The organism is Burkholderia sp. 567 (genome assembly GCF_040545115.1).
Taxonomy (GTDB): Bacteria; Pseudomonadota; Gammaproteobacteria; order Burkholderiales; family Burkholderiaceae; genus Burkholderia; species Burkholderia ambifaria.
Window position 1 is genome coordinate 99,928 of record NZ_JBEPLG010000004.1, and the last position, 18,707, is coordinate 118,634.

Below are 18,707 nucleotides of genomic sequence, written 5' to 3' on the forward strand. Positions count from 1 at the left end.
ATCGGCGTCAGACGTGATACACGTCGAGCACCTGCCGGATATAGTCGTTCTTCAGCACGATCTTCTTGTGCGAGATCAGCAGCGCGTCGTTCACCTTGCGCAGCGTGACGAACATCGTGCCGAAGTAGTGATCGGTCACGCGGTAGCGATGGTTGAGCGTGTCGAAGTTGTAGCGCACGTCCACTTCGCCGTCGCGCTCGGCCAGCACCTCGACGTTCGTCACGTTGTGGCTGGTGCGCGGCTCGGGCGTCGACGCGCCGCTGCGCTCGGTCTTGATCCGGAACACGCGATCCTCGAGGCCGCCGCGATCCGCGTAGTACATCAGCGAGATCTCGCTTTGCGGATCGTCGGTCGGCCGGTCGTCGTCGTCCCACGCGGGCATCCAGTACGTGACGTCCTCCGTGTAGCAGGTCAGCCACTCGTCCCACTCGCGATCGTCGAGCAGGCGCGCTTCGCGATACAGCGCCGCGCAAATGGTCCGGTAATCGATGTTCATGCCGTCACCTCCCCGCGTTCCTTCTTCAGGGCATCACGCATCACGTGCACCCAGTGTTCGTGCTGGCACACGAACAGCCCTTCGTCCTCGCTGCGCTCGCCCGAAATGCGCGGGTTCAGCCCCATCTTCTTCGCGTTCTCGTCCGGCCCGTGGATCCACAGCGGCGCGCCGCGCGACAGGTCGTTCCACATCGCCGTGATGCCCGCGTAGCCGGCCTGGCATGCGCGGAATTCCTCGAGATCGTCGGCCGTGCCCATCCCGGTCACGTTGAAGAAATCCTCGTACTGGCGGATTCGCGTCGTGCGGTCCGCTTCGCTCTCGCCCTTCGGCGCGAAGCAGAAGATGCTGACTTCGGTCTTGTCGACGCCGAGCGGACGCACCACGCGGATCTGCGTGCTGAACTGGTCCATCAGGAACACGTTCGGGTACACGCACAGGTTGCGCGTCTGGTTCACGATGAAGTCGGCCTGCACTGCGCCCACGCGCGCCTCGATCTCGTCGCGGTGCTGGTACACGGGCCGCACTTCCGGGTTCATCGTCTTGGTCCACAGCAGGATGTGGCCGTTGTCGAAGCCGTACACGCCCGCGACCGACTTGCTCCAGCTGTTCGCATCGACGGCCTTGGTGCCGTCTTCCTTGCGGCGGCCCATCGTCGCCGCGTAGTTCCAGTGCACGGTGCTCACGTGATAGCCGTCGCAGCCGTTCTCCATCTGCATCTTCCAGTTGCCTTCGTAGATGTAGGAGGAGTTGCCGCGCAGCACTTCGAGCCCGTTCGGCGCCTGGTCGACGATCTGGTCGATGATCACGCGCGCCTCGCCGAGGTAGTCCTCGAGCGGCAGCACGTCGTCGCTGAGGCTGCCGAACAGGAAGCCGCGATAGCTCTGGAAGCGCGCGACCTTCTTCAGGTCGTGCGAGCCGTGCGTGTTGAACTGCACCGGATACTCGGTCGTCTTCTCGTCCTTCACCTTCAGCAGCTTGCCGGTGTTCGAGAAGGTCCAGCCGTGGAACGGGCACGTGAAGCTGCCCTTGTTGCCGTGCTTGCGGCGGCACAGCATCGCGCCCTTGTGCGCACAGGCATTGATCACCGCGTGCAGCTCGCCGGCCTTGTCGCGCGTGATGACGACCGGCTGGCGGCCGATCCACGTCGTGTAGTAATCGTTGTTGTTCGGGATCTGGCTCTCGTGCGCGAGGTACACCCAGTTGCGCTCGAAGATGTGCTTCATCTCGAGCGCGTACAGCGCCTCGTTCGTGAAGATGTCGCGGCGGCAGCGGAACACGCCGGCTTCCTTGTCGTCCTGCACGGCGGTGGCGAGCAGGTGGTCCAGTTCGGTGGTGGGGTCGATCGTGGCGGACATGTTGGTTCCTCCTGTGCGCGTGCCGGGTCCTGCAAGCACGCTCGCATCGGTATCGATTGAATCTCGCGGGAGCCCGGGCGGCGGCGGCGCATGCGCGCCGCCGGGCCGGCGGGCGGTTATGCCGTGGCGGAAGCGCGCAGGCGTTCGACGATCTGGTTGTCCTTGCCCTCGACGCGCGGCGTCAGGACGAAGTTGAACTCGATGTCCTGATACGCGTCGGCCTTCAGCCCGAGCGCGGCGCCGCCGGTCTTGGTCGTCACGGGCGGAATCAGCTCCTCGCGCGTCGCATACGCGAAGTCATCCCAGATCAGCGGGTCGCCGTCGATGTTGAACTGCGTCGTCAGCTTGCGGTGGCCGTCGCTGGTCACGAAGAAGTGCACGTGCGCCGGGCGGTTGCCGTGACGGCCGAGGCGATCCAGCAGCTGCTGCGTCGCGCCCTGCGGCGGGCAGCCGTAGCCGACCGGCATCAGCGTGCGGAATTCGTACTTGCCGTCCGCGCCCGTCTTCACCGCGCCGCGCAGGTTGAAATCGCTCTGCTTGCCGGTCGGGTCGAAGTGCGAATAGAAGCCGTGCGAGTTCGCGTGCCAGCATTCGACCAGCGCGCCGGCCACCGGCTTGCCGTCGAGCCCCGTGACCGTGCCGTGGATCACGAGCGGGCCCGCGCCTTCGTCCGCGTCGAGGTCGATCTTCGCGACGCCTTCGCGCACCGGTGCGCCGGCGACATACAGCGGGCCTTCGATCGTGCGCGGCGTGCCGCCGTCGAGACCAATCGCCTCGTCCTCGGCGTCCATCCGGATGTCGAGATACTTCTCGAGGCCGAGGCCGGCCGCGAGCAGCGCCGCTTCGCCGTCCTGGCCGAGCTTGTTCAGGTAGTTCACGCCGGCCCACACTTCGTCGGGCGTGATGTCGAGATCGTCGATCGCCTTGAACAGGTCGCCGAGCAGCCGCTGGACGATCTGCTGCGTGCGCGCGTTGCCGCCGTTCGTGCCGTTCGCGCCGTTCGTGCCCGCGTTCGACGCGGCCTTCAGCAGATCCTGCACTTCCTTCGTATCGAAAACTTTGACGCTCATGATGGTGTCTCCACGTGTATTTAGGGGAATCGTGACCCGGGGTGCTCGCTGTCGGAGAACGAGCGGCTCCGTGGCTCAAACGTCGTCGTGTATCGACGACGGGTGGCGACACAACGGCGTCACCGAAATCTTCATGTACGGAAACAGCGGCAGGCCGGTCAGGATGTCGTGCAGCTCGGCGTTGCCCGACACGTCGAACACGCTGTAGTTCGCGTACTCGCCTGCGATGCGCCAGATGTGGCGCCACTTGCCGCTGCGCTGCAATGCCTGCGAGTACGCCTTCTCGCGGGCCTTGATCTCGTCGGCGACCGCGGCGGGCAGATCGGCCGGCAGGTTGACGTCCATGCGTACGTGGAAAATCATCGTGATGTCCTGATACGTAATCGGTTAGCGCGGGTTAGCGGGAGACTTTCGTCAGCCCGTCTCGGGTGAAGCGCGCGACCTTCGCTTCGTCGAGTTCGATGCCGAGGCCCGGGCCGCTCGGCACGGTCAATTCGAAATCGCTGTAGTCGAGCGGGGTCGTGAGGATTTCTTCGGTGATCAATAGTGGTCCGAACAGTTCGGTTCCCCACTGCAGGTTCGCGAAGCTCGCGAACAGATGCGCGGACGCGACCGTGCTGAACGCGCCTTCGAGCATCGTGCCGCCGTACAGCTCGATGCCGGCCGCATCCGCGATCGCCGCGACGCGCTGCGCGGCAAAGAGGCCGCCGCTCTGCTCGATCTTGATCGCGAACACGTCCGCGCCGTGATGCTTCGCGATCTCGAACGCGCTGTCCGGGCCCTGCAGGATTTCATCGGCCATCAGCGCGACCGGGAAGCGGCGCATCAGCCGTGCGAGCGCCGCGGCCGACGCCACCGGCTGCTCGACGAGTTCGCAACCGGCATCGGCCAGCGCCGGAATCGCGCGCGCCGCCTGCGTTTCGCTCCAGGCCATGTTCACGTCGACGCGCACCGACGCGCGCTCGCCGAGCGCCCGCTTGATTTCGGCCACGTGCCGGATGTCGTCGGCGAGCGGCTTCGCGCCGATCTTCAGCTTGAACACGTTGTGGCGGCGCAGGTCGAGCATCCGCTCGGCCTCGGCGATATCGGTCGCCGTGTTGCCCGATGCGAGCGTCCACGCGACCGGCAGACGATCACGCCGGCGACCGCCGAGCAGCTCGCTGACCGGTACGCCCAGGCGCTTGCCGTGCGCGTCGAGCAGCGCGGTTTCGAGCGCGCTCTTCGCGAAGTGATTGACCTTCGCGAGCTTGCCGAGGAACGCCATCAGCGTCTGGATGCGCGTCGCATCCTGGCCGATGATCGCCGGCGCGAGGTACGTGTCGATCGCGAGCTTCATCGCTTCGGGACTTTCCGGGCCGTAGGCCATCCCGGCGATCGTCGTGCCTTCGCCGAGGCCCGTCACGCCGTCGCTGCAGAGCACCTTTACCAGCATCAGCGTCTGGCCGTGCATGGTGGCGACCGACAGCTTGTGCGGACGGATCGTCGGCAGGTCGACGAGGCTGGTTTCAATGCGTTCGATCGTGATCGGGGACATGGGGTGCGCTGCGTGTGGGGAGTTCATGGAACGGATTTATACGCGGCGGCGAAATGGAGCGTCCAATACTTTTGGGCGCGGTTTTTGATACCTGGGAGGTATTGAAATCGGGTTTTCGACTAGGAATATTGCGCTGCGCCATACCTGTTTTGCTGGGTATGCGGGCTAAGAGGCTTGCTGGAGCTTGGTCGGGCGTGGGCTAGGTGTCGCGTGGGTGGAGGTGCAATGCGGCTGCTTTCGGCAGTGGGAAAACCGGCTGAAACGGGTGGTATGCCTGACTCGATCAGGGTTTTCCTGAGGGCAAAACGGTGGGGTTGGCCGGGGGGCTTCGGCTACGGCATTCGGTAGTGGGCCTTAATGCGGACTGCCTTCGTCCGCCGCTCGCACAACATCAAATCCCTGCGTTGGTCCCCTGCATGCCCATTTTTGGTGTGACGTTAAAGGCACCAAAGCTTCGTTCGGAAGGAAGCGGTCATTGACGCTCACTTACCGTGACCGGGACGATTTTTTCTAGGTTGTCCAGCAACAGTTCCTTTTGCTGCTCCGGGAGCTTGACCAGGCTGGGATACATGTTAATCAAGGCCAGCCGTTGCGATGCCGACCTGGATGGCAGCAGCATGAGCAACCCCGCTCTCTCACGGTCGGACAGCGATGACAGATGCGGTAGCACGCTGAGTTGCACCATCTTGGCAGAGCCTGTCAACGGCACGGGAGGTTCGTCCACCACTCCCAACGGTGCCGATTTTTCCCCTCCTGGCGGCGTGCCATGCGCCGCCAAGGGGCCCACTCCCGACGAAGCTTGCTGCGGAGCTGCCGTTGATGGTGGAGCGGAATCCCCTCCGCTGCATCCGGTGATCAGCAGACTAAACAGCAGCATCGACCGAGCGTGCACAAAATAGCGCGCTGCATGTGGGACATGCCACGCGCGGCAACCAGGGTGAACATCGTGTTGCATGACCAAGGATCCGATGATTCAGGAAAAAGTGGGCGTTGCACCGTAGGAAATGACGGCACTGGTAGTCGCCGCCGATTGCAGACGTGCCAGCGGATGCTGGCACGCCCATCCTATGGCTTAGGGCGTTCTCGCTAATGTCGGGGTCTTCCCGTTCAGTGGAATGTGCCGAAGCCTGTGCCACGTCAATCAAGGACCCACGAGGCTAAAATAAGGCCCGCTGAAGCCCGCGAAGGTGATCGTATAGACGAAATTCGCGAGGGCCGGGCCCGCGGTAAGCTGCTTGGTCCAGTTCCCGTTGGGGCAGCTGGCATTGGCAAGTAACTGTTGCGCCGTCGGCGCCACCACACCGAGCGGCGGCACGACGATTTGCCCGTTCTTGGACGCGATCAGCTTTCCCGACGAAGCAGCATCCGTGACCTGCGTCTTCACGTCAACGACCTGACCGCCATGGTTTCTGCACTGTACGGTGCCCGAGTAAGTCGCCGACAGGTTCGCTGTCGCATTCGTGTGGCCGATCCCCCCGATGGTAGCCCCGGTACAACTGACATCCAGAGTGGATTGATCTACGGTGCATACCGGCGCAGCAGTTGCAAAATGCGCTCCACTGGGCCCATCGGCGGCATTGGTTTCGGCCCATGCCGCGGGAGCGACCAGCACCGCTGTCAATGCAATCAAAGCTAGATTCTTCATGCTTGTTCTCCAAGAAGCTATTGATAAATAACCGGCTTGCTAATTACCATTTTTCTCCTTTCATCAGATTAAGGAAGCACCGATCAATCACCTTTTTGTCGGTGAGGTTTTCGACTTAATCCAGAAATTAAAATCGTGATATAAAATACGCGCCGGGAATGTTTTCGCGAAAATGAGCCGAGTTTGGTCTCTCTCCTGAATCGCTTTACGCACTCAGGGCAGTACTCATCGTCGGACCTTTGTAGCGCACCTTACCGCGACCTGACTGATCGCTGACCACGCGAAAAGGATGCTCGCCCCGCGCCTGGCTCTCGGCCTTGCTTTGTTCCGCAATAGTCAGCAGACACGTCAAAGCCATGGCGAAAATCGCGCTTCATATTAATAATATTCACTTCGGAATTTTATTGGCGTTGCCAATCAACGATTAGAAAGTATAGAAAAAGAAAGGCCGTGAACTAGAAATTTCTTTTTTGCTTGAGGAAGTTTCGCGCTCCATGTTGGCGCATAACTTATGTGCAGCCCAATCTATACTTAAAAATTTGTATCGCCGCAGGCCGGAATTCACCTATTATTAATAGAAGAACGACAAAGCGTATATTTTCACAATTATCGAATCTGCGAATAAGTTCGCGTTTGAGTTGCACGTAATACACGCTATGCCGACGATGCAGTCGCAGAGGTGACGCCTTATTCAAACGTCCGGAGAGGATCCGGTACTAGCCATTGTCGTCAACAGGCGTCGGAAGACGGCTTCGGGTGCAATCCACGCAGTGTCATCAGCCCGCAAACGGCAACCATCCGCGCAACGACTGTTCAATTTCCGCACACATAACCACAAACGCCCCACGCCCCGCGCAGCCCCGGCGGGTGGGAACAAACCCGTATAGCCCCCTTCCGCCGCCCCTGCCTACCCTCGCCCGCATGCCGGTCGACACCCAAGCCCCCAGCAACACCCGATCCGGCCGATCCGAATTTCCCCAGGAGCGTAAATGGATAGCAGCACCAGCACCAGCACCACCACCAACACCGCCCTCTTCGACGCCGACATCTGGCGCGGCAAGACCTTCAACGGACGCTGGCACGCGAGCGCGCACGCCGCCGACGTAATCGAACCGGCGACCGGCAACACGCTGGGCCGCATCGGTCTCGCCGACGGCGCGGCCATCGCCGACGCGTCGGCCGCCGCGCATCGCGCGCAGCCCGCATGGTTCGGCCTGCCGTACGACGAGCGTGCGGCGATCCTGCGTCGCACGGCGGCCGTCGCCGAAACGCACTTCGATGCAATCGTCGACTGGCTCGTGCGCGAAAGCGGCTCGACGCGCGCGAAGGCATCGTTCGAAACGTCGGTCACGATCATGGCAATGCACGAAGCGGCCGGGTTGCCGTCGCGCGCGGCCGGCGAGGTGCTGCCGTCGGCGGCCGGCCGGCTGTCGCTCGCGCGTCGCCGCCCGCGCGGCGTTGTCGGCGTGATCTCGCCGTTCAACTTCCCGCTGTACCTCGCGATGCGCGCGGTCGCGCCGGCGCTCGCGCTCGGTAACGCAGTCGTGCTGAAGCCCGATCCACGTACCGCCGTGTGCGGCGGCGTCGCGATCGCGCGCGTGTTCGAGCTCGCCGGCTTGCCGGCAGGCGTGCTGCACGTGCTGCCCGGCGATGGCGCGGCCGGTGCCGCGCTGGTCGCCGATCCGCATGTCGCAATGATCCAGTTCACCGGCTCGACCGCGGCCGGGCGCAAGGTCGGCGAAGCGGCCGGCCGCCATCTGAAGAAGGTGTCGCTGGAACTCGGCGGCAAGAATTCGCTGATCGTGCTCGACGATGCCGATCTCGACCGCGCGGTCGCGAACACCGCATGGGGCGCGTATCTGCATCAAGGCCAGATCTGCATGGCGACCGGCCGCGTGCTCGTGCAGCGCGCGATTCACGACCGCTTCGTCGCGAAGCTCGTCGAGAAGGCGCAAAGCCTGCGCGTCGGCGATCCGGCCAGCGGCGACGTCGGCCTCGGCCCGCTGATCAACGCCGCGCAACGCGACCATGCGGCGAGCGTGGTCGACGCGGCTCGTCGCGCCGGCGCACGCGTCGAGACGGGCGGCGGCTATCGCGACCTGTTCTTCGAGCCGACCGTGCTGAGCGGCGTCGCGCCTGGCAATCCGGCGTTCGACGAGGAGATTTTCGGGCCGGTCGCGATCGTCGTGCCATTCGATACCGACGAAGACGCGATCGCGCTCGCGAACCGGACCGAATACGGGCTGTCGATGGCGGTCCTGTCCGCCGACGTCGGCCGTGCGCTGAGGATCGGCGAGCGGCTGAATACCGGGCTGCTGCACATCAACGACCAGACGGTCAACGACGAAGCGATCAACCCGTTCGGCGGCGTCGGCGCATCGGGCAATGGCTCGAGCATCGGCGGTGCGGCAAACTGGGAAGAATTCACGCAGTGGCAGTGGCTCACGATCAAGGGCGAAGCGCCGCTGTATCCGATTTGACGAGGAAACCGACCATGTATACCGAAAACGATACGCGCGCCGTCACCGCGGCCGTCGCCCGCGCCGCCGGCGCGCCCTTCTCGATCGAACCGGCCCGAATCCGCGCGCCGCGCGGCGACGAGGTGCTGGTGCGCGTCGTCGCGACGGGCCTGTGCCACACCGACCTGATCGTGCGCGACCAGTACTATCCGGTGCCGCTGCCGGCCGTGCTCGGTCACGAAGGCGCCGGCGTGGTCGAGGCGGTCGGCCCGAACGTGAAGACGCTCGCCGCCGGCGATCACGTCGTGCTGACCTACGGCGCGTGCGGCCATTGCGCGTCGTGCGTCGGCGGTCACGGCGCGTATTGCCGGCAGTTCTTCGCGCTGAACTTCGGCGGTGCCGATGCCGACGGACAGACGGCCATCCGCGACGCAGCGGGCGAACCGCTGCACGATCATTTCTTCGCGCAGTCGTCGTTCGCGAGCTACGCGCTCGCGCGCGAGAACAACGCGATCAAGGTGCCGAAGGAAGCGCCGCTCGAACTGCTCGGCCCTCTCGGCTGCGGGATCCAGACCGGCGCGGGCGCGGTGATCAATTCGCTCGCGGTACGCACGGGCAGCAGCTTCGCGAGCTTCGGCGCCGGCGCGGTCGGAATGAGCGCCGTGATGGCCGCGCGTATCGCCGGCGCGACGACGATCATTGCCGTCGACATCGTGCCGTCGCGGCTCGCGCTGGCGCTGGAACTCGGCGCGACGCATGCGCTCAACAGCAAGGAAGTGGACGTCGCCGACGCGATCCGCGAGATCACCGGCGGCGGTGTCGACTACGCGCTCGAATCGACGGGGCTGCCGGCCGTGCTGTCGCAAGGGATCGACGCGCTCGGCTCGCGCGGCACGATGGGTGTGGTCGGCGCGCCGAAGCTCGGCACGAAGGCCGAATTCGACGTGAACAGCCTGCTGCTCGGCGGCCACACGATCCGCGGGATCGTCGAAGGCGACAGCGTGCCGCAGACGTTCATTCCGCAACTCGTGCAGCTGCATCTGCAAGGCCGGTTTCCATTCGACCGGCTGGTGAAGTTCTATCCGCTCGAGCAGATCAACCAGGCCGCCGCGGACAGCAGCAGCGGCATCACGCTCAAACCGATCCTGCGATTGCCGCATTGAGCGCGGGGTGCCGCCAGCGGCATCCCGATGCAAATCGACGGCACGCTGCGCCCTTGCACCGCACGACGATACCCCGCTTCGGGCACCGGGCTATATTACGCATTCGCGCGACACGCCGGCCGGCATGCCTGGCCCGGCCATTCGACCCACATGGAGCGCATGTGTGAATACAGCCCCTGAATCTCCTGCACGGCTGGTCGACCTCGACCGGCTCCGCGCCCGGTTCGCCGCGGGTGAGCCGCTGCCCGAAACGGCGTTGCCGGCCAGCGTCGCGCGCTCGTGGCTGCGTTCGCGCGACGCCGGGCTGCGGCCATGGCAACACGCCCGCTATGAAATGCAGCGCGAGCTCGACGAATCGCGCGCGGACCGGCGGCTCTACCGTTGCGTCGCCCAGGAGATCGAGCCGCTGTGGGCGGCGTTCGGCGGCCGCGATTGGACGATCTTCTGCGTCAATCCGCGAGGCACGATCGTGCATGCGCGGCGCAGCCCGCAATGCGACGACGCGCTGCTGACGCCGATCGTCGCCGGCCGCCGGATCGTCGAACCGAACATCGGCACGACCGCGCCGAGCTGCGTGATTCACGACGGCGCCGAGGCCGTCGTCGCGGGCGCCCAGCACTATCTCGACGAGTTCTCGCGGGTATTCTGCCTCGCGGTGCCGCTGGTCGGCCTCGACGGTGAAGTGATCGGCGCGCTCGACATCACCGGCATCGGCCGGCGCAACGTCATGCAGCTGCGCGAGCAGTTCCGGCACGCGGCGCTGTCCGCCGAGCAGCGGCTGTATGCGATGTTGCGCGACTGCCATCTGCTGCAGGTCCAGCATGATCCGCGCTGGCTCGGCACGCCGCTCGCCGGCGTCATCGCGCTCGACGGAGCGGGCCGCGTGCGCGCGGTGAGCCGGCTTGCCCGGCAGATGCTCGATCTCGCGCCCGCAGGGCCGGTCGCGCCGTACGACCTCCGGCAACTGTTTCCCGGCGCGACGCCCGCGCAACAGCGTCGTTTGCTGACCCCGGCGCGCACGCCGCAGCGAATCGCGCGCGACGATGGTAGCCACGTATGGGTGCGCACGCTGCGCGCGCCGCTCGATCGGGCGACGACGGCGCGCCACGCCGACGTGCTCGAAGACGCCGCCGATGTATGCACCGCGGCGGCGGCCGCGAGCCCGCAGGCAAGCCTGCACGAACAGTCGCTCGAAGCCATCCGCCGCGCGCTCCGCGAACACGACGGCAATGTGTCGGCGGCCGCGCGACAACTCGGCATTTCACGCACGACGCTGTATGCGAAGCTCAGGCGGCTCGAAGCTGCGGGGATCGGGACTGACGGGCTGCATTGACGCGGCGTAGAACGTGCGGCCGTGCGGCGTGCGGCGTGCGGCGTGCGGCGTGCGGCGTGCGGCGATAAGCATGAAACGATGGCGGCCACGCCATCGCCCTGCCCGATTCCTTGCGAACCCGATCGCCGCCGTCGCATCCCCCGTCGCGAACCGCTTGCTCGGGTATTCGCTGGATCAGGGAACGGACCCGCCGCCGCAATCGTCGAGCACGACAGGTCGATGCCGCCATGGCGGCGTGATCGTCAATCGCCGGCGCGACGGAGAATCGGCCCGCTACGCCACCGCCCGCCGCTCATGCAGCCGCAACGCGGCCCACGCGATCCCGGCCGAGAAGATCCCGACCACCCCGCCGAACGTGCCGATCCACGGCAGCCCGAACGCGCCGGCGATATGGTTGCCGAGCAGCGCACCCGCGCCGATCCCCACGTTGTACAGCCCGGAAAAGATCGACACGGCGAGATCGGTCGCCTCGGGCGCCAGCTTCAGCACCCACGCCTGCATCGCGAGACCGAAGCAGACGATCGCGCCGCCCCACACCAGCGTGTGAACGGACAGCGTGACGATGTTCAGCGCGCTCGGGAACAGGATCAGCAGACAGGCCGACAACGCGATGATCGACGCGATCAGGAAATCGGCCGGCCGCTCCGGAAACACGCGGTTGAAGCAGAGCGCGGCCGGCACGCCGGCGACGCCGAACAGGATCAGCACGTAGGTAATCCGGCTGCTGCTCGCATGATTGACGCTCTGCACGAACGGCTCGATATACGTATACGACGTGAAGTGCGCGGAAATCACCAGCACGGTGATCGCGTACAGCGACACCAGCGCCGGCTTGCGCAGGAACGTGCCGATGCTCGCGAGCGAGCCGGCGCCCTGGCTGGGGAGCGTCGGCAGCGTCATGCGCAGCGCCAGCAACGCGACGGCCGCCGCGCCGCCGATCACGAGGAACGTGACGCGCCAGCCGAGCGCCTCGCCGATCACGCGCCCGAGCGGAATGCCGGCGACCATCGCGGTCGCCGTGCCCATCGCCAGCAGGCCGAGCGCGCGGCTTTTGCGGTCGCTCGGCGCGAGCCGCACGGCCAGCGGAACGGAAATCGACCAGAACACCGCATGCGCGCACGCGATGCCGAGCCGGCCGAGCATCAGCACCGTGAAATTCCACGCGACGCCGGTGAGGACATGGCTGCCGATGAACACCAGCAGCGCGCAGCTCAGCAGCTTGCGCCGCTCGACGTGACGCGTGACGAACGTCAGCGGCAGCGACACGACGGCGACTGTCCACGCGTAGATCGTCAGCATCAGGCCGACGGCGGTCGGCTGCATCTGCAGGCTGTCGCCGATCGCGCTCAGCAGCGCGACGGGCACGAATTCGGTGGTATTGAAGATGAAGGCAGTGAGTGCCAGGGCCAGAACGCCCCACCACGACTGTTCGGAACTGACGGCGTCCGGGGTTGCCATACGGGAATTCGACGAAGGTTGGTGGCGCGGGCAGCCGGCCCGGCGCATCGGCGCGATTGTACCAGCGGCGCTTGAAACGCCGCTGCCGGCCGCGATGCGCGAACACGGCAATGACACGGCCGTGCGCCGATAATGTGTCGAATCCACTTTCCCCGAACGAATCGCCCGAACGCCATCGGGCCAGGAGATTTACATGCGCATTGAAACGTCATTTCTGTTCGATCTCGACGGCACGCTCGTCGACAGCGTCTATCAGCACGTGCTCGCGTGGAAGGAAGCGCTCGATGCCGAGGGCATCGAGCTGTCGGTGTGGCGCATCCACCGCAAGATCGGGATGAGCGGTGGCCTGTTCCTGAACCAGCTGCTGCGCGAGACGGCCGGCGACATCGACGCCGAGCGCGTCGAGCGGCTCGCGCGGCTGCACGCGGCCGCGTATCAGCGGCTGCGCGCGCAGGTCCGGCCGCTGCCGGGTGCGCGCGAGCTGCTGGCCGCGCTGACGAATGCCGGCATTCGCTGGGCGATCGCGACCAGCGGACGGATGGAAACCGCCGCGATCAATCTGGAGGCGCTCGGCGTCGATCCGGAGAAGAACGTGGTCGTCACGCGCGATCAGGTGAAGTACGCGAAGCCGGATCCCGACCTGTTCCTGACCGCCGCCGCGAAACTGAACGTGCCGATCGAACATACGGTCGTGGTCGGCGACAGCATCTGGGACATGCTCGCCGCGAGCCGCTGCCGGGCGCTCGGCGTCGGGCTGCTGTCGGGCGGTTACGGCAGCGACGAGCTCGAACGCGCGGGCGCGCTGCGCGTGTATGACGATCCGGCGGATCTGCTGTGGCATCTGGATGAGATCGCGGCGCGGCCGTAACGCCTGAATCGTCCGGCCGACCCGCATCGGCCGACTTCCCCGCGATCGCCTTCCCCGACTTCGTTCCCCTCGGCGGGCACGCGCCTCCATGCCGGACGCGCGTGCGAACACCGTGCCGGCGGGATCAGTCGTCGTCGACGCGCTTGTCGACCAGATAGCGCCCGCGCTCGACGCCCGCCCGCAGCGCCTCGTCCTCGGTCAGCCACTCCGTGCCGGCCGGCTCCGGTACGTACAACTCGATGCGCGCGCCGTCGACATACACCTGCACCTCGTCGTCCCACGCACCCCGCGCGTTGCGGCGCGCCCATACGCGAATCTCGTGGCCGCGATACGGGTCGCGAACCTGTGCGTCCTGTTGATGTTGCATCCTGGCCCCCTGTACTTATCTGCGATAAAGATGCAAAAAATGCGCGCCGCATGATCGCCGCGCGCGCCGCCGGCCCCGCGCGCACGCGGCGTGCCCGGTATCGGCCGATCCGGCACGGGCCTTGCGTCCCTATTGAGCAGCGAACCGGGTATCGAACCGGTAGCGAACCGCTCCAGTACGCCAAACAAAAGGAGGCCACGATGATCGGCCATCTCGAACTCCTCGGACGCCTGCTGCTCGCCGCGCTGCTCGGCAGCGTGATCGGACTCGAACGCGAGCGGCTCAACTGGGCCGCCGGCTTGCGCACCCACATGCTGGTATGCGTCGGCTCGGCACTCGTGATGCTCGTCTCCACGTTCGGCTTCGAAGACGTACACGGCCAGAGCGGCGTCGTGCTCGACCCGTCGCGGGTCGCCGCGCAGGTGGTATCGGGCATCGGCTTTCTCGGCGCCGGCTCGATCCTGCTGCGCGGCGAAGTCGTGCGCGGACTGACGACCGCCGCGAGCCTGTGGGCAGTGGCCGGTGTCGGTCTCGCGGTCGGCGGCGGCATGTACGTTGCGTCGCTCGGCGCGACCGTGATCGTCCTCGTGATCCTGGCGGGCGTGAAGCCGCTCGAGCGCCGCTTCATCACCCAGCGGCAGCAGCGCACGCTGCGGCTCGTCGTCCAGCGCGGCGGCCTGACGCTCGGCAAGCTGCACGACACGCTCGGCACCGACCGCGTGCGCGTGAAGCGATTCATCGTCCAGCAGTCGGACGACGATCCGGACACGGACGACATCTCGGTGTCGTTCTCGCGCACGAGCGGCGCGGAATTTGCGGCGATCTGCGCGGCGCTGCAAAACCTCGCCGGCGTACGGACCTGTCGCCCCGATACTTCTTCAAGGAGTTTTGCGTGACTCAGACCGACCTGCTCTCCTACCTCGTAACGAGCCAGCTGACGGCGCGCATGCGCGGCGGCGCGTGGATGACGGCCAGCCAGACGGTCGGCGCGCTGCGCGCGTGGCTCGCGTGCCATCACGCCGAATGCGGCTGGCTCGACCGGATCAGGATCGCGGACGCGTCCGCCACGATTGCGCAAGGCATCTACGAGATCGCGTGCGCGTACGGTGATCCGGACAGCGGCGAACGCATCCGGCTCGACGCCGATTCACCGGAACTGCAGGCGCTGCGCGCGCGTTGCGACGTGCTGCTGCAACGCATCGACGGCGACCGGGACGTCGACGCCCGATGATCGTGCCGGGACGCATGACGCGCGCCAGCGTCGCGACGGCGCGCTCCGATGGCGCGACAGCCGACCCGTCGCGCACGGACGAGCTGCTGCGCCACGGGCTGCTCGAGCGCGGGCGCAACTGCGACACGATCCGCCATGCAGACCGCTTCGCGATGCTGGTGGACGGCGACGCGTATTTCGCGACGCTGCGTGCCGCGTTGCTGCGGGCGCGCCATACGGTGTTCATCGTCGGCTGGGACGTCGACAGCCGCATGTACCTGCCGCCTGCCGACCCCGGCGACGGCCTGCCCGACACGCTCGCCGCCTTTCTGCACGCCCTGGCATCGTCGCGGCACAACCTGCGCATCTACGTGCTCGCGTGGGACTTCGCGATGATTTATGCGCTCGAGCGCGACTGGCCGCCCGTCTATCGCGCCGCGTGGCGCGCGCATCGCGGCATCCGGTTCCGGCTCGACGACACGCATCCGCGCGGCGCATCGCATCATCAGAAGCTCGTCGTGATCGACGACCGCCTCGCGTTCGTCGGCGGGCTCGACCTGACGCGCGCACGCTGGGATACGCCCGCGCACGCGGCCGACGATCCGCGCCGCCGCGACGCGCACGGGATGCCGTACGGGCCGTTTCACGACGTGCAGGCGATGTTCGACGGCGACGCAGCCGCCGCGATCGGCAAGCAGGCACGCGCGCGCTGGTTCAATGCATGCGGGCGTCCGATCGCGATCCGCGCGCAGCGGCATCTCGATCGTGAGGAAGACGTCGATCCGTGGCCGCCCGATGCGCGCGTCGACCTGCGCGACGTGCGGCTCGGCATCGCCTATACGGCGCCGCGCCACCGCGATCGCGAGCCGGTGCGGCAGGTGTCCGCGCTGGTCGAGGACACGATCCGCGCCGCGCGCCGCCATCTGTATATCGAGAACCAGTATTTCACCGCGGCGGTGGTGCGCGAAACGCTGTCCGAGCGGCTCGCCGATCCGGATGGGCCCGACGTGACGGTCGTCGCACCGCGCGTGCAGAGCGGCTGGCTGCAGGAAGCGACGATGGGCGTGCTGCGCGCGCGGCTGCATGGCACGCTCAAGGCCGCCGATCGCTTCGACCGCTATCGGCTGCTGTATCCGCATGTCGACGGGCTTGGGGACGCATGCGTGAACGTGCACAGCAAGATCGCGATCGCCGACGACGAATGCATCGTGATCGGCAGCGCGAACCTCAATAACCGGTCGATGGTGCTCGATACCGAATGCTGCATCGCGCTCGTCGCGGCCGGCGAGCCGCGCATCCGCACCGCGATTGCCGGCCTGCGCGACCGGCTGCTGGCCGAACATCTCGACACGACGCCGGCCGAGGTTGCCGCCGCGCTCGCGCATGACGAACGTCCGAATACCGTGCTCGACCGGTTGCGCGACAAGCCCGGCCGCACGCTGCGCACGCTCGAGCCGGTCGTGACGCCCCAACTCGACGCGCTGGTGCCGGTCAGCGCGCGGCTCGACCCCGAGCAGCCGATCGAGCCGGACCGCTTCGTCCGCGAGTTCGTGCCGCGCGAGCAGCACCGCGTGCTGACCGCGCGCTTCTTCGTGCTCGGCGCGGCCGTGCTGCTGGTCGCGGCGCTCGCGCTCGCGTGGCGCTTCTCGCCGCTCGGCAAGGAACTGAACATCGCGTCGCTCGCGCGAATGGCCGCTCACGCCGCGCAACTGCCCGGTGCGCCCGCGCTGCTGCTGGCCGGCTACGTGATCGCGGCGACGCTGTCGGTGCCGATCACGCTGCTGATCACGGTGACGGGCCTGGTGTTCGGCGCGTGGCCGGGCTTCGCGTATGCGGCGCTCGGCACGATGGCAGCCGCCGCCACGACGTACGGGATCGGACACTGGCTCGGGCGCGACGCGGTGCGCCGGCTCGCCGGCGCGCGCGCGAACCGGCTCAGCGAACACCTCGGCCGGCGCGGCGTAGTCGCGATGGCCGTGCTGCGGCTGCTGCCGATCGCGCCGTTTACGATCGTGAACCTGGTCGCCGGCGCATCGCACATCGGCCTGCGCGACTATCTGGTCGGCACCGCGATCGGGATGCTGCCCGGTATCGTGCTGACCGTCACGTTCGCGCACCAACTGACCGCCGCGTTCAGCCATCCGGGGCCCGGCGCGTTCGCGTGGCTCGCGGCGATCGGCGCCGTGCTGGTCGGCGTGTCGGTGCTGCTCGTCAGGGTGCTGCGACGATGGCGCTGAGCGTGCAACCGGCCCCGCCGCCGGACATCGTCACGTCCGACGGCCCGCCCCCCGCCGCGCCGGGCGGGCGCGACCTGCGGATCGCGACGTACAACATCCGCGGCGGCTACGGCAAGTGGCACACACGCGCGGCCCACCGGATCGCGCAGGTGATCCACGAACTCGACGCCGACGTGATCGCGCTGCAGGAAGTGCCGCTGGGCGGCACGCACGCGCCCGACGTGCTCGCGCATCTGCGCGACGCCACCGGCATGCACGCGGTGGCCGGCCCGACCATCGACACGCCCGAGCGCCGCTACGGCAACGCCGTGCTGTCGCGCTGCCCGATTCGTGCGGCGCGCACGCTGGACCTGTCGTTTCACCAGCGCGAGCCGCGCGGCGCGCTCGATGCGGACATCGACTCCAGCGCGGGCATGATCCGCGTGGTCGCGACCCATCTGGGGCTGTCGGCGAGCGAGCGCAGCGCGCAGGTGCAGCGGCTGCTCGCCGCGTTCGACACCGGCGCGATGCCGGTGATCCTGATGGGCGACATCAACGAATGGTTCGTGCGCGGCCGCGCGCTGCGGGCGCTCGTCACGCGGTTCCGGCGCGCGCCGGCGCCGCGTACGTTCCCGACGCTGTACCCGGTGTTCTCGCTCGACCGGATCTGGATCCATCCCGGCGAGTGGCTCGTCGACGTGAACGTGCATCGCAGCATGCGCGCGCGGCGCGCGTCCGATCACTACCCGCTCGTCGCGCGCATGCGTGCGACGCCGGGCACGCCGCTTGCGCGACGAGCGCCCCACCCTGATGAAACCTGACGGAGCTTGCCGATGCGAACCGACGAACTCGCCGGAGCCGCCCTCGATTACTGGTGCGCACGCGCGTTGTGCGCGGATGAGGAAGACACGCTGTGCTTCACGGCCGTCGACCCGAAGGTGATCCTGACCGGCGCGTGCGACGCGTTGCGCCGCCTCGACGCGCATTTCGCGCCGTCGGCGTCATGGGCCGATGCGGGCGCGGTGCTCGAGCGCGTGGCCGACCTGCGGATCACGCGGCGCGGCGATGGCGTCGAATGCGACGCCAGCTTCATCGACGGCCCGTCGACCTGCGCGGCACGCGCGCCGGACGTGCGCACCGCGGTGCTGCGCGCGTTCGTGCGTGCGCGCTTCGGCGACGAGGTCGACGCTCCGCCGTCGTTCGCGCACCGGATCGAGCATGGGGCGGCAGTGCGCTACGACCCTGGGGTGCCGATTCCGGAAGCGGACGATGATACGGCGACGGGAGACAGTTCGGATATTCGGTCGATTCCGCGGATGTGAAGGGTGTGTTGCCGGGGGTATCGGCTGCTTGCGGGTTGTCGCGATGATGACAGCGCATGCGCCGAGTTTTTCATCGGTATCTCGACGCCATTGGCAAAAGTTTCACTCTGCCGCCCCCCTTCTCGAACGTGCGCCCCCGCATAAAAGCACCGCCACCGCGCCCCAGGCTGCAAAAAACGACCATCCCAACCGCCCCGAATCGCGCGTGAGC

The 18,707-nt window shown here is 66.9% G+C and carries 18 protein-coding genes; 9 read left to right on the forward strand and 9 right to left on the reverse strand.

The window, feature by feature from the left end; genetic code table 11:
• Nucleotides 1–7 precede the first annotated feature (7 nt).
• The 7 genes from benB to ABIC50_RS13915 form a co-directional block, all read right to left on the reverse strand.
• Complete coding sequence (gene benB / locus ABIC50_RS13885) at nucleotides 8–496, reverse strand: benzoate 1,2-dioxygenase small subunit (RefSeq protein ID WP_006753839.1); 489 nt, start codon at nucleotides 494–496, stop codon at nucleotides 8–10.
• Nucleotides 493–1,851: a Rieske 2Fe-2S domain-containing protein gene (locus ABIC50_RS13890; protein ID WP_354164682.1), complete on the reverse strand. Its 1,359-nt coding sequence runs from the start codon at nucleotides 1,849–1,851 to the stop codon at nucleotides 493–495. Before ABIC50_RS13890 ends, benB begins: the two co-directional genes overlap by 4 nt.
• Before the next feature lie 116 nt (nucleotides 1,852–1,967).
• A complete protein-coding gene (gene catA, locus ABIC50_RS13895) occupies nucleotides 1,968–2,921 on the reverse strand; it encodes a catechol 1,2-dioxygenase (protein ID WP_354164685.1) in 954 nt (317 codons plus the stop codon).
• Nucleotides 2,922–2,996: 75 nt separating this feature from the next.
• Nucleotides 2,997–3,284 (reverse strand): muconolactone Delta-isomerase, encoded by a 288-nt coding sequence (catC, locus tag ABIC50_RS13900; protein WP_354164687.1) that lies wholly within the window; start codon nucleotides 3,282–3,284, stop codon nucleotides 2,997–2,999.
• A gap of 34 nt (nucleotides 3,285–3,318) precedes the next feature.
• Nucleotides 3,319–4,455 (reverse strand): muconate/chloromuconate family cycloisomerase, encoded by a 1,137-nt coding sequence (locus ABIC50_RS13905; protein WP_354164690.1) that lies wholly within the window; start codon nucleotides 4,453–4,455, stop codon nucleotides 3,319–3,321.
• 472 nt (nucleotides 4,456–4,927) lie between these two features.
• Nucleotides 4,928–5,332 carry a hypothetical protein gene (locus tag ABIC50_RS13910; protein ID WP_354164693.1) on the reverse strand — a complete coding sequence of 135 codons (405 nt, stop codon included), beginning with the start codon at nucleotides 5,330–5,332 and terminating at the stop codon, nucleotides 4,928–4,930.
• Between the two features lie 264 nt (nucleotides 5,333–5,596).
• Nucleotides 5,597–6,100: a hypothetical protein gene (locus ABIC50_RS13915; RefSeq protein WP_175736740.1), complete on the reverse strand. Its 504-nt coding sequence runs from the start codon at nucleotides 6,098–6,100 to the stop codon at nucleotides 5,597–5,599.
• Between the two features lie 989 nt (nucleotides 6,101–7,089).
• Between ABIC50_RS13915 and ABIC50_RS13920 the strand changes: the two genes are divergently transcribed.
• The 3 genes from ABIC50_RS13920 (at nucleotide 7,090) to ABIC50_RS13930 (ending at nucleotide 11,055) form a co-directional block, all read left to right on the forward strand.
• Nucleotides 7,090–8,580, forward strand: coding sequence for a benzaldehyde dehydrogenase (locus tag ABIC50_RS13920; RefSeq protein WP_354164695.1), 1,491 nt, complete (start codon nucleotides 7,090–7,092; stop codon nucleotides 8,578–8,580).
• Between the two features lie 14 nt (nucleotides 8,581–8,594).
• Nucleotides 8,595–9,722 (forward strand): NAD(P)-dependent alcohol dehydrogenase, encoded by a 1,128-nt coding sequence (locus tag ABIC50_RS13925; protein WP_354164697.1) that lies wholly within the window; start codon nucleotides 8,595–8,597, stop codon nucleotides 9,720–9,722.
• A 163-nt stretch (nucleotides 9,723–9,885) separates the two neighbouring features.
• Nucleotides 9,886–11,055, forward strand: a complete 1,170-nt coding sequence (locus ABIC50_RS13930) for a helix-turn-helix domain-containing protein (RefSeq protein ID WP_354164699.1) — start codon at nucleotides 9,886–9,888, stop codon at nucleotides 11,053–11,055.
• Between the two features lie 273 nt (nucleotides 11,056–11,328).
• On the opposite strand, the gene ABIC50_RS13935 is transcribed toward ABIC50_RS13930, so the two are convergent.
• On the reverse strand, nucleotides 11,329–12,513 hold the full coding sequence (locus ABIC50_RS13935) for a sugar transporter (RefSeq protein WP_354164702.1): 1,185 nt from the start codon (nucleotides 12,511–12,513) through the stop codon (nucleotides 11,329–11,331).
• A gap of 193 nt (nucleotides 12,514–12,706) precedes the next feature.
• Here ABIC50_RS13935 and ABIC50_RS13940 point away from each other — a divergent pair, with 193 nt between their 5' ends.
• Nucleotides 12,707–13,381, forward strand: coding sequence for an HAD family hydrolase (locus ABIC50_RS13940; protein ID WP_105832417.1), 675 nt, complete (start codon nucleotides 12,707–12,709; stop codon nucleotides 13,379–13,381).
• 124 nt (nucleotides 13,382–13,505) lie between these two features.
• Here the strand turns inward: ABIC50_RS13940 and ABIC50_RS13945 are convergent, their stop codons facing one another.
• On the reverse strand, nucleotides 13,506–13,748 hold the full coding sequence (locus tag ABIC50_RS13945) for a DUF6566 family protein (protein WP_011660491.1): 243 nt from the start codon (nucleotides 13,746–13,748) through the stop codon (nucleotides 13,506–13,508).
• A 200-nt stretch (nucleotides 13,749–13,948) separates the two neighbouring features.
• Here ABIC50_RS13945 and ABIC50_RS13950 point away from each other — a divergent pair, with 200 nt between their 5' ends.
• From ABIC50_RS13950 to ABIC50_RS13970, 5 genes are read left to right on the forward strand one after another with little or no spacing between them, the layout of a single operon-like run.
• Nucleotides 13,949–14,644 (forward strand): MgtC/SapB family protein, encoded by a 696-nt coding sequence (locus ABIC50_RS13950; protein ID WP_011660492.1) that lies wholly within the window; start codon nucleotides 13,949–13,951, stop codon nucleotides 14,642–14,644.
• Nucleotides 14,641–14,979 carry a hypothetical protein gene (locus ABIC50_RS13955; protein ID WP_006753757.1) on the forward strand — a complete coding sequence of 113 codons (339 nt, stop codon included), beginning with the start codon at nucleotides 14,641–14,643 and terminating at the stop codon, nucleotides 14,977–14,979. Before ABIC50_RS13950 ends, ABIC50_RS13955 begins: the two co-directional genes overlap by 4 nt.
• The gene (locus tag ABIC50_RS13960) at nucleotides 14,976–17,195 is read left to right on the forward strand and encodes a VTT domain-containing protein (RefSeq protein WP_354164705.1); all 2,220 of its coding nucleotides are present in this window, start codon (nucleotides 14,976–14,978) and stop codon (nucleotides 17,193–17,195) included. Before ABIC50_RS13955 ends, ABIC50_RS13960 begins: the two co-directional genes overlap by 4 nt.
• Nucleotides 17,186–17,995, forward strand: a complete 810-nt coding sequence (locus ABIC50_RS13965) for an endonuclease/exonuclease/phosphatase family protein (protein ID WP_105832414.1) — start codon at nucleotides 17,186–17,188, stop codon at nucleotides 17,993–17,995. The genes ABIC50_RS13960 and ABIC50_RS13965 overlap by 10 nt, the downstream gene beginning before the upstream one ends.
• 12 nt (nucleotides 17,996–18,007) lie before the next feature.
• Entirely contained in the window at nucleotides 18,008–18,496 is a 489-nt protein-coding gene (locus tag ABIC50_RS13970) for a phage protein NinX family protein (protein WP_354164708.1), read from the forward strand.
• Nucleotides 18,497–18,707 lie beyond the last annotated feature (211 nt).

What these genes read in the sequence shown, in the direction of transcription:
- benB (WP_006753839.1), bottom strand. Translation starts at nt 496, where the DNA reads ATGAACATCGATTACCGGACCATTTGCGCGGCGCTGTATCGCGAAGCG.
- ABIC50_RS13890 (WP_354164682.1), bottom strand. Translation starts at nt 1,851, where the DNA reads ATGTCCGCCACGATCGACCCCACCACCGAACTGGACCACCTGCTCGCC.
- catA (WP_354164685.1), bottom strand. Translation starts at nt 2,921, where the DNA reads ATGAGCGTCAAAGTTTTCGATACGAAGGAAGTGCAGGATCTGCTGAAG.
- catC (WP_354164687.1), bottom strand. Translation starts at nt 3,284, where the DNA reads ATGATTTTCCACGTACGCATGGACGTCAACCTGCCGGCCGATCTGCCC.
- ABIC50_RS13905 (WP_354164690.1), bottom strand. Translation starts at nt 4,455, where the DNA reads ATGTCCCCGATCACGATCGAACGCATTGAAACCAGCCTCGTCGACCTG.
- ABIC50_RS13910 (WP_354164693.1), bottom strand. Translation starts at nt 5,332, where the DNA reads ATGCTGCTGTTTAGTCTGCTGATCACCGGATGCAGCGGAGGGGATTCC.
- ABIC50_RS13915 (WP_175736740.1), bottom strand. Translation starts at nt 6,100, where the DNA reads ATGAAGAATCTAGCTTTGATTGCATTGACAGCGGTGCTGGTCGCTCCC.
- ABIC50_RS13920 (WP_354164695.1), top strand. Translation starts at nt 7,090, where the DNA reads ATGGATAGCAGCACCAGCACCAGCACCACCACCAACACCGCCCTCTTC.
- ABIC50_RS13925 (WP_354164697.1), top strand. Translation starts at nt 8,595, where the DNA reads ATGTATACCGAAAACGATACGCGCGCCGTCACCGCGGCCGTCGCCCGC.
- ABIC50_RS13935 (WP_354164702.1), bottom strand. Translation starts at nt 12,513, where the DNA reads ATGGCAACCCCGGACGCCGTCAGTTCCGAACAGTCGTGGTGGGGCGTT.
- ABIC50_RS13940 (WP_105832417.1), top strand. Translation starts at nt 12,707, where the DNA reads ATGCGCATTGAAACGTCATTTCTGTTCGATCTCGACGGCACGCTCGTC.
- ABIC50_RS13945 (WP_011660491.1), bottom strand. Translation starts at nt 13,748, where the DNA reads ATGCAACATCAACAGGACGCACAGGTTCGCGACCCGTATCGCGGCCAC.
- ABIC50_RS13950 (WP_011660492.1), top strand. Translation starts at nt 13,949, where the DNA reads ATGATCGGCCATCTCGAACTCCTCGGACGCCTGCTGCTCGCCGCGCTG.
- ABIC50_RS13960 (WP_354164705.1), top strand. Translation starts at nt 14,976, where the DNA reads ATGATCGTGCCGGGACGCATGACGCGCGCCAGCGTCGCGACGGCGCGC.
- ABIC50_RS13965 (WP_105832414.1), top strand. Translation starts at nt 17,186, where the DNA reads ATGGCGCTGAGCGTGCAACCGGCCCCGCCGCCGGACATCGTCACGTCC.
- ABIC50_RS13970 (WP_354164708.1), top strand. Translation starts at nt 18,008, where the DNA reads ATGCGAACCGACGAACTCGCCGGAGCCGCCCTCGATTACTGGTGCGCA.